Annotated in this window: 12 protein-coding genes, 1 pseudogene and 1 other annotated feature; of the genes and pseudogenes, 10 read left to right on the top strand and 3 right to left on the bottom strand. The window is 36.6% G+C overall.

Features of this window, described 5'->3' with window-relative positions:
• Genes CWO92_RS15010 through CWO92_RS15000 form a run of 3 tightly spaced genes read left to right on the top strand, consistent with a single transcriptional unit; the run spans position 1 to position 2,833 of the window.
• On the top strand, positions 1-852 hold the full coding sequence (locus tag CWO92_RS15010; RefSeq protein WP_101355030.1) for an ABC transporter permease: 852 nt from the start codon (positions 1-3) through the stop codon (positions 850-852).
• Positions 853-864: 12 nt separating this feature from the next.
• Complete coding sequence (locus tag CWO92_RS15005) at positions 865-1,854, top strand: ABC transporter ATP-binding protein (protein WP_101355029.1); 990 nt, start codon at positions 865-867, stop codon at positions 1,852-1,854.
• Positions 1,847-2,833: an ABC transporter ATP-binding protein gene (locus CWO92_RS15000; RefSeq protein ID WP_101355028.1), complete on the top strand. Its 987-nt coding sequence runs from the start codon at positions 1,847-1,849 to the stop codon at positions 2,831-2,833. Before CWO92_RS15005 ends, CWO92_RS15000 begins: the two co-directional genes overlap by 8 nt.
• 154 nt (positions 2,834-2,987) lie before the next feature.
• Here the strand turns inward: CWO92_RS15000 and CWO92_RS14995 are convergent, their stop codons facing one another.
• A complete protein-coding gene (locus tag CWO92_RS14995) occupies positions 2,988-3,188 on the bottom strand; it encodes a hypothetical protein (protein ID WP_101355027.1) in 201 nt (66 codons plus the stop codon).
• Positions 3,189-3,489: 301 nt separating this feature from the next.
• Positions 3,490-3,882 carry a hypothetical protein gene (locus tag CWO92_RS14990; protein ID WP_101355026.1) on the bottom strand — a complete coding sequence of 131 codons (393 nt, stop codon included), beginning with the start codon at positions 3,880-3,882 and terminating at the stop codon, positions 3,490-3,492.
• Positions 3,883-4,071: 189 nt separating this feature from the next.
• On the opposite strand from CWO92_RS14990, the gene CWO92_RS14985 reads away from it, so the two are divergent.
• The 5 genes from CWO92_RS14985 to gntK (CWO92_RS14965) all read left to right on the top strand — a co-directional run bounded on the left by CWO92_RS14985 (position 4,072) and on the right by gntK (CWO92_RS14965) (position 9,724).
• Complete coding sequence (locus tag CWO92_RS14985) at positions 4,072-4,326, top strand: DUF1572 family protein (protein ID WP_101355025.1); 255 nt, start codon at positions 4,072-4,074, stop codon at positions 4,324-4,326.
• A 61-nt stretch (positions 4,327-4,387) separates the two neighbouring features.
• Positions 4,388-5,182 (top strand): phosphotransferase family protein, encoded by a 795-nt coding sequence (locus tag CWO92_RS14980; protein ID WP_101355024.1) that lies wholly within the window; start codon positions 4,388-4,390, stop codon positions 5,180-5,182.
• Positions 5,183-6,033: 851 nt separating this feature from the next.
• The gene (locus CWO92_RS14975) at positions 6,034-6,360 is read left to right on the top strand and encodes an antibiotic biosynthesis monooxygenase family protein (protein WP_101355023.1); all 327 of its coding nucleotides are present in this window, start codon (positions 6,034-6,036) and stop codon (positions 6,358-6,360) included.
• Between the two features lie 338 nt (positions 6,361-6,698).
• Entirely contained in the window at positions 6,699-8,021 is a 1,323-nt protein-coding gene (locus CWO92_RS14970; RefSeq protein WP_101355022.1) for a GntT/GntP/DsdX family permease, read from the top strand.
• 164 nt (positions 8,022-8,185) lie between these two features.
• Entirely contained in the window at positions 8,186-9,724 is a 1,539-nt protein-coding gene (gene gntK / locus CWO92_RS14965; RefSeq protein ID WP_101355021.1) for a gluconokinase, read from the top strand.
• Positions 9,725-9,756: 32 nt separating this feature from the next.
• Here gntK (CWO92_RS14965) and CWO92_RS14960 read toward each other — a convergent pair whose 3' ends face one another.
• Positions 9,757-10,572 (bottom strand): MurR/RpiR family transcriptional regulator, encoded by an 816-nt coding sequence (locus CWO92_RS14960; protein ID WP_158175307.1) that lies wholly within the window; start codon positions 10,570-10,572, stop codon positions 9,757-9,759.
• 169 nt (positions 10,573-10,741) lie between these two features.
• Between CWO92_RS14960 and gntK (CWO92_RS14955) the strand changes: the two genes are divergently transcribed.
• Complete coding sequence (gene gntK / locus CWO92_RS14955; RefSeq protein WP_437177556.1) at positions 10,742-12,280, top strand: gluconokinase; 1,539 nt, start codon at positions 10,742-10,744, stop codon at positions 12,278-12,280.
• A gap of 93 nt (positions 12,281-12,373) precedes the next feature.
• Positions 12,374-12,582 (top strand) — a binding site (T-box leader).
• Between the two features lie 41 nt (positions 12,583-12,623).
• Positions 12,624-13,869: pseudogene (gene tyrS / locus CWO92_RS14950) on the top strand (tyrosine--tRNA ligase).
• Positions 13,870-14,347 lie beyond the last annotated feature (478 nt).

Genomic DNA, 14,347 nt, shown 5'->3' with positions numbered 1-14,347 from the left:
ATGGCAAAACAAAAAAATAGAAGAATGGAAAAGCTAAAAAAAGAATTAAAGTCTAACAAGCTAGCACTTTTTGCATTTATATTCCTTTCTTTGATTATACTAGCCTCTATCTTTGCCTTTCTATCTCCTTATTCTCCAAATGCAGTAAATGTCGGAAAGGTTTTACAACAACCGAGCGGCAGTCATCTATTTGGAACGGATGAGCTTGGCCGAGACTACTTAACTAGGGCTTTATATGGAGGGAGAATATCTCTTACAGTAGGAATTTTAGCCATGGCTATATCTACATGCATAGGTGTATTAGTAGGGACTGTAAGTGGATATTTTGGAGGTAAAGTAGATAACCTCCTTATGAGGATTGTCGATATCATTTCTTCCATCCCATGGATGATATTAGTAACGGTTATCAGTATTTTTTTGACCCCAGGATTGAAAGCAATCATCCTTGTTATTGGATTATTCACTTGGATGGGGACAGCCAGACTAGTACGTGCGGAAACCTTATCAATAAAAGAGCGGGAATATGTTTTGTATGCGAAGGCCTCAGGACAATCCTTTTGGAAAATCATTTTTAAGCATATCATTCCAGGGGCATTGCCAACATTTATTGTTGCATCAACCGTAAGTATTGCAAATGCAATCTTAATGGAATCGGCGCTGAGCTTTTTGGGACTAGGTGTTCAACAACCTTTATCATCATGGGGGAGTATGCTTCAAACGGCACAAGGAAACCTCGGAAGTGCTCCATATATGGCAATATTACCAGGTTTGTTAATTGTCTTGACCGTATATTCATTTAATAAATTGGGCGATGTTCTTCGTGTGATAGTTGAACCGAAAACGGGGAAATAGGAGGTGGATGTTATGAGTGACTCGTTATTAACTGTAAAGAATTTAAAGACCACTTTTTATGACGGAAAAACAAGGCTTGAAGCCATTCGCGGGATAGACCTATCTGTACAAAAAGGGGAAATTCTAGGAATTGTTGGCGAATCTGGTAGTGGCAAGAGTATTTTAATGAAATCCATAATGGGGATCATTCCGAAAACTGCGAAGGTTGATAGCGGAGAAGTAATCTTAAATGGACAGCATATTGAGAAACTTTCCATGAAAGAAAAAAGAGCAATTAGAGGGAAAGAAATTGCAATGATTTTCCAAGATCCGATGACTGCTTTAAATCCGCTAAAAAAAGTAGGGGACCATCTTATTGAGTTGCTTGTACGAGTTAGAGGAATGAAAAAGCCAGAGGCAAAAAAGGAAGCCGTTGAAATGTTAAGAAGAGTCGGTATTCCATCGCCAGAAACAAGGGCAAATCAATATCCACATGAGTTTAGCGGAGGTATGCGGCAAAGGGTGCTTATTGCTATGGCATTATCCTGCAATCCAAAGTTATTAATTGCCGATGAACCGACAACTGCCTTGGACGTCACTATACAGGCACAAATTTTAAATCTATTAAAAAAGTTAAAAAGTGATAATGATATGTCTGTCGTCCTCATTACCCATGATTTAGGGGTGGTAGCGAGCCTCTGTAGCAGGATTGTGGTAATGTATGCCGGGATGATTATGGAGGAAGGTACAGCTACTGAAATTTTTTATTCTCCTAAGCATCCATACACAAAAGCGCTACTAAGCTCCATTCCGAGAATGGATAAGGCAGAAAAAAGTAGATTGCCGCCAATTAAAGGATCTGCGCCTTCCTTAAATAATCTTCCGAAAGGTTGTCCTTTTGCGGAACGATGTGAGCTAGCGATGGAAAAATGTTTTACAGACATGCCAGCTTACAAAAATTTTTCGGATACACAAAGAAGTATGTGCTTTTTAGCTGGGGAAGGAGAGGAAAACAATGAGTGATAACAACAAGCAAAAACTCATTGAGGTAAACCATTTGAAAAAGTACTTTCCCATAAAATCATCTTTTCTTCAAAAAAAGAATCAATATGTGAAAGCAGTCGATGATGTGACTTTCTACATAAATAAAGGCGAGACCTTTGGACTTGTCGGTGAATCCGGTTGTGGGAAATCAACGCTGGGCAGAACCATTAATCGATTATATGATGCGACTGATGGAGAAATTATTTTTGATGGGATAGATATTGCACAATTAAATTCAAAAGAACTACAACCTTATCGCAAAAGAATGCAGATTATTTTTCAGGATCCTTATTCCTCCCTTAATCCGTATATGAATGTTGGGGAGATTATTGAGGAGCCTTTAGAGATCCATACGAATCTATCAAAAAAAGAAAGAAGAGAAAAGATTGGGGAATTGCTTGAGAAAGTAGGTCTGAACAAGCAGGATATGGAGAAATTTCCATATGAGTTCAGTGGTGGTCAGCGCCAGCGTATTGGCATTGCGCGGGCATTATCGATTAATCCTGAGTTTATTTTATGTGATGAGGCGATCTCCGCTTTAGACGTCTCCATACAGGCTCAGGTAATCAATATGCTGAAGGATTTACAGGAGGAGATGGGTCTCACTTATTTATTTGTTGCCCATGATCTTTCGATGGTCCGCCATATTTCGGATCGGATTGGTGTCATGTACTTAGGAAGAATGGTTGAAATTTCGGATAGTAACGAATTGTATCAAAACCCGCTGCATCCATATACAAAAGCACTTTTATCCGCCATCCCAATTCCAGATCCAATTAAAGCACAAAGGGCAAGTACAGAGTCCATACAAGGTGAGTTGCCTAGTCCATTAGAAATAGGAAGAGGCTGCCGCTTCCGTTCACGTTGCCCGTTTGCAACCGCAAAATGTGCGGAAATAGACCCAGAAATGAAAGAAGTCGGAAGCGGGCATTATGTTGCTTGCCATTTGTATGAATAGGAAATGTAAATGTGGGTCTCGCTTTGGCGGGGCCTTTTTTATAGTGGTTTGGCAGAATTTTTCCGGGTTATGCCTGAATTATCTTTTAGAATCGGTCAATTTAAGATTATTGCCTATATTACTAGGAAATCGGTAAATGGCAGGAAGCTGCAAATTAATTCAGTAGTTTTCGATTACGAGGTTTCTGCAAAATAGTTTGAACAGCGTGGTATATTTGTTGCTCATCTTTTTTCTTTACTGCATTTTTGACAATTTGCACGTCCTTTTTCGTCAGAGATAAACCAATATATTTTGCCAATGTGACTTCTATTTTTCCTCCACCCAAAATTTCATCTACTACTATTTGGATTGTCATTATGCGAGCCTCCTTTAAATTATCTACATTCATTATATTGGACGTTCATTAAGGGGGTATTAAAGCTTTTTAAAAAAACTGTTAAGAAATGCTTCAGAAATGTTTCAGGAATGAAACTATAGAAAAGATGATTTCTTGCGTTATTTCTAATTGAACAATGCAACATTTTTCCTGCCGATTTCGTATAACTAGGATCTATATTCAATTAACTGTACTCCTATATAAAAATGTTGGGGAAGAAAATGAAAAAAGAATGATTGGATTCGATTTTCCAATCATTCTTTGTAAGCTGGCGATAAAACTATCCTATTGTTTGATATTCTTCATGGCTTGATAACTCTCTAATTTTATCTATCCAGTCCTTGTAACTTGAAAATTCGCTAGGTTTAAACCCGAAATGCTTTTTAATCAATTGAAGGGATTCCCTTTCTGATTCATGAAAAACCCCGTCTGAAAAGATAAGGGTAAGGATTTCCGCTAAAACAATATTTTTGGAGCGTTCACTCTTAAAAACTTTAAGGATGTCCTCCATCTCTAACCCTTGTATTTTATAATGATCAATTTCCATTTCCTTTTTATATTTGTTTAAAATGGAATCTTCATAAATTGTTTGTTTATGATCAATTTTAGCGATAAGAGAAGCTAATTCAAGAAAAGCTGTTTTTTCTTCTTGTTTAAGTTCTGAAAGGAACATTTTTAATATCTCCTTTATTTTGTGCGTTAGAGAAAAGTTGTTCTACTTTTATTATAGCTTAATAAGCTTTAGTGCCCTCGTGTAAATAGTGAAAGTTATTTAACACTTGATGTCCAAAACAGGATAGTTAAGGGAATCGTAGAAAATGAATATCTCTTGATAATTTTTTAAAAAAAGGGAGGGAAAGACTTGAGTGAATTAGAAAATCAATATCTTTCCGTTGTAATTCAGCATTTTAAGGAACGAGCGGAGAAGGCTTTTAAGCAACTATCTGAAGAGGAATTACATTGGAAGCCCAGTGAAGAATCTAACAATATTGCAATCTTAATAAAGCATATAAGCGGGAATATGCACTCTGGTTGGGTGAATTTTTTAAATACAGATTGGGAAAAGGCGTATAGAAAAAGGGACTTAGAATTTATAGACGAAGGCTTGGGGTATTAAACCTTGTAACTGTTCTATGTATTCATCAATGGTTTCAGATATATAGGGAGAGGTGTCAGAATTGCAACCGTTTCAAATGGGAGAAATTCCAATGGAGATAATAGAGTATGTAAGAAACGTTCACTCCGTTCGATTCCCAAGGCAGGGATATACTTCTAATGTAGGCATTATTGAAAGTGATCAGGGCATCTATGTGTTGAAAAGGACGATGGGAAAGCAATTTTGTTCTTGGTTAAACAAAGAAATATCTGTAATAAATTGTTTAACCAATGAAACAAATCTTCCAATTCCTAAAGTGAAAATGTTTGTTGAGCAAAAACAACTGGATCAGTGCTGGGCTTTGATGGAATGTATTGAGGGAGAGACTTTAAGGACTGCTATTTCTAATCTAGAGAATAGGAACAAGAGAAGAGAAATGATATTTAATTATGGAAAAACCTTATTCAATATCCATACAATACCTTGCCCTGAGGAACTAAAGACTGTACGGCCGTGGAGTGACAATATGTTATTACTTGCTGCATATAATTTGAATCATTATAAGGTGGAAGGAGATATAGCATTATTAGAAAAAATTAAAACAAGTAAACCTAGAATTGGTAAAAACACACTAATCCACGGAGATTATACGATTGATAATGTTTTAGTGTCTGATGGAATCATTACAGGCATTATTGATTGGAGCGGTGGAGCCTATGGAGATCCTAGATATGATGTTTCTATAGCAATTCGTCCGAAACCTAATTTGTTCCAAGATGAAATTGATAGGCAAATTTTCTTTGAGGGATACGGGGAGAAAATAATTAATTATAAGGAATACGATTATTTTGTAAACGGATTAAATGAGTTTTTTTAAGTGTATGTACTGCATAATAATAATAGATTCCTTGATTAGGGGATACTTAAACTGTGAGGAGGAAAATATGGTTGAAGGAAAATCACCATTTATTATTGTAATTGCTCCTGTTTCAGGTGGAAGAAAAACAATAATAACCAAGGTTCTCAACGAATAATTAGGCAACTCGAAAGCTCTCTTTTTTAATGATTAACCATTTTAATAAGCCGGATGATATGCTCAAATCGATGGAAAATGGGGCTGATTATGATGAAGGGGAATTGACTTCTCTTATTGCGGATTAGGAATTGCTGCGCGCGGAATCTCTGAAATTTATTGTGTTAGACTTCCGTTGCATATAAACATTCGCGAGCAAGTGAACATATAAATTTGTATTTATCGATATACCATAGATATTGCATAAGCACGTGAATAATAAGCGATTTTCAGAATAGCCCTATCGAAGATGTTCAATTTGATATGAGAGATTATTAAATAATGGTAGATTTGCATACCTCGAAAAGCTAAATACGATCAAACCCAATTCCGATTTAGCGTAGTAGATGGGACTTTCATAATAGATAAAATGGTAAGCATATTCATGCAAGAATTGTGGAAGTTCGTGGATTTCCTAATCCCGAAGACTACGAACCATGAGTTTTTTTGAGTCCGACATTGAATCCGCTATTTTCATAAAAAACTTCCAGTTGGAAGCTTTAGCGAACATAGAGTACCTTTATTCATAAAACAGTATAACGGGACTCTATAGCAGTGAAGATAGGAAAACGGAGCTTCTTAGACAAAAATAACAGCTCTGGAGTCCGTTAAATTAGTTTCATTTAACGATATTTAATTAAATGGAGGAAAACAATATGAATGGAAATAAGAGAACTTTTCAGCCGCCATATTACGCCGTAATATTTATTTCGCAAAGAACAACAGGTGACAGAGGATACGGAAAAATGGCAGAAGCAATGGAACGTTTAGTTTCCAAGCAGCCAGGATTTTTAGGTGTTGAAAGTGCAAGGGATAATGAGCTAGGTATTACTGTTTCTTATTGGGAGTCTTTAGAAGCTATTAGTAATTGGAAGAAAAATGAGGCTCATAAAATAGCACAGGAAAAGGGGAAACAAGAGTGGTATCAAAATTATTCTGTTCGGATTTGTAAGGTTGAGAGAGAGTACTCATTTGAATTGTGAGATAAATAGAGGCTGGGACATAGGACAAAAAAACATTGAAATCGGTTTCAGCCTAGATATTAAAAATGTATGAAATCAAGTTTTTTAAATTAGATTTCATACGTTTTTTTTTGGACTTTAACTGGGTTGTATCCAGAGCCTCTTTATTTTGCAATTTAGCAGAATTGAAAAATATGAAAAAAATTTTCAAAATGTATTGATGAAAAAAATTTTCTTTCGTATAATGAGTTTATGTATTGAAAGTGCTTTCATTTTACGTTTGAAATAATCAGTAGGTATTATAGCGATATGTATGCAAGATCTAAGAATGACACTTCAGAATAAAGAGGAGCGAAAAAATGTTTCATTTAGTTGTAGCACTATTATCTATTATTATCGTAATTATCGGAGTTACATTGTTTAAATGGCATGCATTTATAAGTTTATTAGTTGCAACTTTATTTCTCGCTATTTTCTCGGGTTTATCCCTAGATAAGATTGTTACTAGTATTGAAACAGGTGTTGGTGGTACCTTAGGGCATTTAGTTGGAATCCTTGCTCTTGGTACGATTTTAGGGAAATTAATGGCAGAGTCAGGTGCGGGAATACAGGTCTCTAATTTCTTTGTCCGTACTTTCGGGATAAAAAGACTTCCGTGGGCGATGCTTCTTGCAGGTTTTATTACTGGTATTCCTGTATTTTTTGAAGTAGGGATATTGATTGTTCTTCCTTTAGTTATATCACTGCACAAAACATCGAAGCAAAACTTATTGCTTATTGGATTGCCAGCCATTGCAGGTTTATCCATCGCACATGGCTTGATTCCGCCGCATCCGGGCGCAATTGCAGCAATTGGAATCTATAATGCCAATATGGGAAAGGTACTTTTATACTCTCTTATTATTGCGATTCCTTCCGCGATTCTTGCAGGCCCAGTTTTTGCGAAATGGATTACAAAACGTATAACTCCTGAACAAGAATCCGGGCTAATTAAAATGGAGGATATAGACAACAAGAAACTTCCTGGAACAGGTATTTCATTCCTTGTTATATTACTACCTGTCATTCTTATGATATTTTCAGCGTTAGTTCCATTTATTGGATTATCTGGTGGGGTGAAAAAATTCTTTGGATTCATCGGAAGTCCTTTAATCGCTCTATTAATTTCCGTTTTTGCGGCTATTTATTTTCTTGGTTTCCGTCAAGGATTAAATAAGAATCGAATGAAAACATTAGTAGAAGAATGTTTTGTACCAGTTGGTTCTATCCTTGCTATTATTGGAGCTGGCGGCGGTTTTAAGCAAATATTGATTGATAGTGGTGTAGGAGATACAATCGGTGAAATGGCACAACATTTTTCATTATCGCCATTAGTGCTAGCCTTTATTATTGCTGGGTTAATCCGTATCGCTACAGGCTCGGCCACCGTTGCTCTAACAACTGCAGCTGGTATTGTATCACCGATTATTCAGCATATGACCGGAGTGAATCTTGAACTATTGGTTATTGCAACTGGTGCCGGTTCCTTAATGTTCTCACATGTTAATGATGCAGGCTTCTGGATGGTGAAAGAATATCTTGGGCTAAGTGTACCAGAAACATTAAAAACATGGACCGTATTGGAAACCATTCTATCCTTCGTAGCATTTGGTTTAGCATTAATTATTGATGTGTTTATTTAATAGATATTATACTGGCTATGGTTGATTAAACTTGAGGCCAGTTTTTCTCGTTTACTATGAAAAAATTTTTCTTTTTATACAATATTTAAGAGTAAAGGAAAAGGAATTTATATAAATAACAGAGCAAATATACTTATAGGTATGTTTTTAGGAGGTATAAAGAAATGGGTTCAAAGTATGTCATCGGTGTAGATATAGGAACTACCAGTACAAAATCAGTATTATTCTCCGAAAAAGGGAAAATTATTTCAAGTCATAACATTGAATATCCACTTTACTCTCCTACTCCTGATACTGCTGTACAGGATCCAGAAGAAATAATGAATGCTGTGGTGAAGACAATTAAAGAGGTTATTGCATCCAGTACTATTCCTCCATCCGAAATAGTATGTGCATCCTTTAGTTCTGCAATGCACAGCTTGCTAGCTGTTGATACCGAAGGGAGACCGCTGTCCCCTTGTATTACATGGGCAGATAATCGCAGTGTAAAATGGGCCGACAAAATAAAAGATGAAATGAATGGGCATCAAATTTACTTGCGTACGGGTACCCCGATTCATCCAATGTCCCCTCTTTCTAAGCTTCTTTGGATGCGAATGGAACAATATGATTTATTTAGTAGTGCGTCAAAATTCATCTCCATAAAAGAGTATGTTTTCTATAAATTATTTGGCCAATTTGTAGTCGATTATTCTATTGCTTCTGCAACTGGCATGTTTAACTTGCAGGAGTTACGTTGGGATGAAGAGGCATTGAAGGTAGCGGGTGTTACTTCTAATCAATTGTCGAAGCCTGTTTCAACAACTTACAGACTAAGAGGAATGGATTCAAAATATGCAGAAGAGATGGGGATTCCAGCAAATATACCGTTTGTTGTGGGGGCTAGTGATGGAGTACTTTCCAATCTTGGCGTTAACGCAATAGAACCAGGTTCGATTGCTGTTACGATTGGGACAAGCGGTGCCATTAGAACCGTAACAGATAAGCCGATTACAGATCCGAAGGGGCGGATATTTTGCTATGCGTTAACGGAAAAACACTGGGTTATCGGTGGACCAGTTAATAACGGAGGGATGATTTTTCGATGGGTGCGCGATCAGTTGGGTGCCTCAGAAATAGAAGCAGCAAAAAGGCTGGGGATAGATCCATATGATTTACTGACTGAAATAGCTGCTAAAGTGAGTCCAGGGGCAGAGGGGCTGCTATTCCATCCATATCTCGCCGGTGAACGGGCACCTTTGTGGGATGCACATGCTAGAGGCTCATTCTTTGGGCTAGGCTTGCATCATAAGAAAGAACATATGATTAGAGCTGTGCTGGAAGGCGTTATTTTTAATTTATATACTGTGTTGCTTGCCTTAAAAGAGCTGATAGGGGAACCGAAAAAAATACAAGCAACTGGTGGATTTGCAAGATCGCCGTTGTGGAGGCAAATAATGGCGGATATCTTTAATCAAGAATTGTCCGTGCCTGAAAGCTTTGAAAGCTCTTGTCTAGGAGCTGCAATCTTGGGATTATATAGTCTTGGGATTGTTGAATCGCTCGAAGTAGTTTCTGAAATGGTCGGGGAAAGTCATTATCATAAGCCTATAGAGGAAAACGTTCAAATTTATGAGGAACTTGCACCAATTTATATTCATGTTTCCAGATCTCTAAAGGAAGACTATCAAAGAATTGCAGCGTTTCAGAAAAAATGGGTGTAATGATTTGAAAGCCAAACAAAAAAACCTCACATTTATATAGTGGGGTTTTTGTTTTGACTTTTCTGCTTCATCATCGAGACCGTATTCATATAAAGAACATCCAGCAATACAAGCTGCGCACTTCGTAAGGAAAGTATTCCTGCCTCATGTATTTCATCGGTAAAAGAATAAAGAGCAATATCTGCATTTAAGTTAATTGGAGATTTAGAAGTATCTGTTATGGTAATAATAGTGGCACCTGTCTTCTTAATGGCTTCCAAAATAGAAAGTGTTTCCTGGTTGGTATCCGATTGTGCTATAACAATTGCTGCATCATTTTTATTTAACTGGGTAGCGGTGAGTAATTGAAATTGAGTCTCCAAAAAAGCCGAAGCATTTATTCCAGCATTGGAGAATCTGTAAAAGGTATCAAGAGCAAGAATGGCAGAAGGTCCAGAACCAAAAAATTGCACTCTATTCGCGGTCAGAATTATTTCAACTGCCTTCGAAAGGGCGTTATTATCCAATCGTTCATATGTTTTTTCAAGGGAATGAATCGTCGTTTTAAATAGTAGCTCGGTAGGGCTTTTACTTTCTTCCGTATTTGCTTTTGAAATAATATTATTTGGCTCTGAGTCAATAAATTCTGAAGCCAGTGCTATCTTCATTGCTTGAAAGCCCTTATAGCCTACTCTTTTGGAAAAACGAAATACTGTTGCATCAGCAAGTTGTAAATAATCAGCTACTTCGTTAATGGTTTGGTGGATAACCAACTCAGGGTGTTCGAGAATATAATCTGCAATTTTCTTTTCTTTTTCACTCAGTTTGGAATAAATGGACCGAATGGTCGGCAAACAATTTTGTCTCATTGCTATTTCCCTTTCTAGCATTCCTATTTGGAGTATAGCATAATAATAGAGTTAATAACATTCTAATTGAAACCGCTTGCTAGGAGATTCGCTTTAGTTGTGCGAGATCATTGGATGTAAGGATACAGTAGGGAAAGTTTTGTGAAAGGTTCAAGGAGGATTAATCATCATGAGTCGTAATTATGTAATAGGTGTTGATATTGGAACTACTAGTGCAAAAGCAGTTCTCTACTCAAAAAATGGGACAGTAGTAGCCAACCATAGTATTGAATATCCTATGTATTCACCTACACCGGAAACAGCTGAACAAGACCCGGAGGAAATTTTTAGGGCTATCATACAAACTATCAAGAAAACCATTCAAAAGAGCAGTATTTCCGCAGAGGATATCCTTTGTGTTTCATTTAGCTCCGTTATGCATAGTGTCATTGCAGTAGACAAGAAAGGAAAAGCCTTAACGGAATGTATCACCTGGGCAGATAACAGAAGTTCAGAATGGGTGAAAAAGATTAAGTCGGAAATGAATGGACATGAAATTTACCTTCGGACTGGTACTCCAATCCATCCAATGTCCCCGCTTTCCAAGCTAGTTTGGCTTCGAAACGATTTTACAGAGTTGTTTAATCGTGCGGATAAATTTATTTCTATAAAAGAATATGTATTTTATAAGCTCTTTGGTAAATATGTTATTGATTATTCCATTGCCTCTGCTACCGGTCTTTTTAACATACATACATTGACGTGGGACAGTGAAGCGTTGAAGATTGCTGGATTAACGGAACGAGAGCTATCACAGCCTGTACCAACAACATATCAGTTGGTAGGACTTAATGAAGTCTATGCGAATGAAATGAATCTGTTATCTTCTACCCCTTTTGTTGTGGGAGCTGGGGATGGTGTATTATCTAACCTTGGCGTTAACGCAATAGAGCCCGGTGTGGTTGCTGTCTCTATTGGTACGAGCGGTGCCATTCGTGCAATGGTTGATCGGCCAATCACGGATCCTAAGGGAAGAATATTTTGTTATTGCTTAACAGAAAATCAGTGGGTAATCGGAGGTCCAGTTAATAATGGGGGGATGATTTTTCGATGGGTACGCGATCAATTAGCAGATTCCGAGGTGGCCACTGCAAATAGGCTTGGGAAGGATCCGTATGAAGTGCTGACGGAAATAGCGGATAGGGTAACGCCTGGTTCTGATGGTCTTCTCTTTCATCCTTATTTGGCTGGCGAAAGAGCACCTCTGTGGAATTTTAATGCTCGCGGTTCCTTTTTTGGATTAGGAATGCATCATAAGAAAGAGCATCTTATAAGGTCTGTACTGGAAGGTGTTATTTTTAATTTGTATACGGTACTTTTAGCGCTTGTGGAACTAATTGGAGAACCACAAAAAATACATGCCACCGGTGGTTTTGCAAGATCAGAGATATGGCGGCAGATGATGTCTGATATCTTTAATCATGAAGTATATGTCCCGGAAAGTTTTGAAAGTTCATGTCTTGGTGCAGCTATTCTTGGTTTGTACAGTCTTGGAGAGATTGATTCATTTAAGGTTGCGAATGAAATGGTAGGATCTATCCATCACCATACCCCAAATAGTGAACATGTTGCCATTTATCAAGATCTAACACCAATTTACATTCGATTAACGAGGTTATTGCAGGAAGAGTATGATAGCATTTCGGCATTTCAAAAGAAATGGGTATAAGAATAGAAGGATTTTTAACAATTTTTATATATTAGTTTGATTTTTATCTCATTTTCAGTTAGTATATAAAAAATATTTGGAATTTTAGACAATATAAAGGTTATGATTGGAAAAAGTAGTGTCTTATCTCCCTATTGCAGAGAACTGATGGTTGGTGAAAATCAGTATACAGATAAGGACGAATTACCTCCATGAACTTTCTTCGCGAAAGTAAAGTAGTGAAGAACGGGCGAGCCTTTATTCGATTTGAGCGGAAGAGAAATCTTCAATAAGGGTGGTACCTCGTAAACCACGTCCCTTTTTAGGGGCGTGGTTTTTTATTTTTGAGAAGGAGGAAAGGTAAATGGAAAATTTTATAGAAAAACTGACAACCGCACAATTAATGGAAGTGAGACAGTTTGATATATATTGCAATGGTTCAAAGGAGATTGTTCCGTTAAACGAATTAAAAAATAAAATCGCTATGTCCATTATAAAAAACAGGCCATTAAAGATAAAGTTAGGATTAGATCCTTCTGCACCTGACGTTCATTTAGGTCATACAGTAGTTTTAAATAAGCTAAAGCAATTTCAAGAAAACGGGCATAGGATCCAACTTATTATTGGAGATTTTACTGGAAAGATAGGGGATCCAACTGGAAAGTCAACTGTTAGAAATCAACTCTCTAATGAAGAGGTAAAAAATAATGCAAAAACATACTTTGAACAATTCAATAAAGTAATGGATATGGAGAAAGTGGAACTGCACTATAATTCAACATGGCTTAACAGACTGAACCTTGAAGATATTATTTACTTAGCTTCAAGTATTACAGTATCAAGGCTGCTGGAAAGAAATGATTTTTCAGAACGATTTTCCACTGGAAAGCCCATTTCATTACATGAGTTTTTCTATCCGTTAATGCAAGGATATGATTCTGTTGAAATTAGAGAGCGATGTAGAGTTAGGTGGTACTGACCAGCATTTTAATGTGTTAATGAGCAGACAGCTGCAAGAACATTTCAAAAAGGAAAAGCAGGTTGTTCTATTACTTCCTTTATTGGAAGGGCTTGATGGTGTAGAAAAAATGTCAAAATCCGAAAATAATTATATAGGTGTAGATGATGAGCCACATGAGATGTATGGAAAAACAATGTCTATTCCAGATGCTCTAATTGTTAAATATCTTGAACTCGCAACGGATTTGCCGCTTGAACGGAAGAAACAAGTAAAAGAGCAATTAGGTAAAGGAAAACTCCACCCTAGAGATGCTAAAATGTTCTTGGCTAGAACCATTGTGAGTACTTTCTATAATATAGAGGAAGCAGAAAGGGCAGAAGAAACGTTTAAAGCAGTATTTCAAAGAAGGTCATTGCCTGAAAATATTCCGGCAGTTAAATGGCAAGGCAACGGTACAATACCATTAGTTGATTTGCTGGTCGAATTAAAAATGCAACCTTCAAAAACGGAAGCACGGAAAATGATTCAAAATGGCGGAGTTAGAATCAATGAAGTGAAGATAAGAGATTTAAATAAATTAGTGAATATAAAGGAAGAACCGATTATTCAGGTTGGAAAGCGGAAGTTTGTTAAGTTGGTAAGAGACTGAATGTTATATGTGTGCGAAAAAATGATGTCGAGAATAAGATTTCTATTATAAAGATACTTATTGAATAAAATTCATTTTATATGTCCTTTCGATTCTGATGTCTTCTAGATGATTTATCGTACTAAGTATCACAATCCCAGATAAAATAAACGAAAGGGCAAATTTTTTTGTTGACTTCTGCGAAGTATGGTGTTAAATTAATTATTGTCCTTTTGAAAAACAGGAATACAAAAAAAGAAGTTGACTTCTGCGAAAACACAAAGTATAATTAATTTCGTTGTCACTTCAGAATATCCTTTTTTAAAAAGAAGTTGACTTCTGCGAAATAAAATGATATAATTAATTTCGTAGTCATTCAAAATTGCTCTTTGAAAACTAAACAAACAAAAACGTCAACAAATAATATTTATTCATTTCTTATTGGAAATGAAGCCAACGTTAAAATTAGAGCTATATCAAACACTTTTTTGGAGAGTTT

It is taken from the genome of Heyndrickxia camelliae, from assembly GCF_002844575.1.
GTDB lineage: Bacteria > Bacillota > Bacilli > Bacillales > Bacillaceae_C > Margalitia > Margalitia camelliae.
The sequence above is the reverse complement of the archived record's forward strand: the minus strand, read 5'-3'. Positions and strand labels throughout refer to the sequence as shown.

Coding starts and splice junctions, on each gene's coding strand:
- CWO92_RS15010 (WP_101355030.1), top strand. CDS start 1: ATGGCAAAACAAAAAAATAGAAGAATGGAAAAGCTAAAAAAAGAATTA.
- CWO92_RS15005 (WP_101355029.1), top strand. CDS start 865: ATGAGTGACTCGTTATTAACTGTAAAGAATTTAAAGACCACTTTTTAT.
- CWO92_RS15000 (WP_101355028.1), top strand. CDS start 1,847: ATGAGTGATAACAACAAGCAAAAACTCATTGAGGTAAACCATTTGAAA.
- CWO92_RS14995 (WP_101355027.1), bottom strand. CDS start 3,188: ATGACAATCCAAATAGTAGTAGATGAAATTTTGGGTGGAGGAAAAATA.
- CWO92_RS14990 (WP_101355026.1), bottom strand. CDS start 3,882: ATGTTCCTTTCAGAACTTAAACAAGAAGAAAAAACAGCTTTTCTTGAA.
- CWO92_RS14975 (WP_101355023.1), top strand. CDS start 6,034: ATGAATGGAAATAAGAGAACTTTTCAGCCGCCATATTACGCCGTAATA.
- CWO92_RS14970 (WP_101355022.1), top strand. CDS start 6,699: ATGTTTCATTTAGTTGTAGCACTATTATCTATTATTATCGTAATTATC.
- gntK (WP_101355021.1), top strand. CDS start 8,186: ATGGGTTCAAAGTATGTCATCGGTGTAGATATAGGAACTACCAGTACA.
- CWO92_RS14960 (WP_158175307.1), bottom strand. CDS start 10,572: ATGAGACAAAATTGTTTGCCGACCATTCGGTCCATTTATTCCAAACTG.
- gntK (WP_437177556.1), top strand. CDS start 10,742: ATGAGTCGTAATTATGTAATAGGTGTTGATATTGGAACTACTAGTGCA.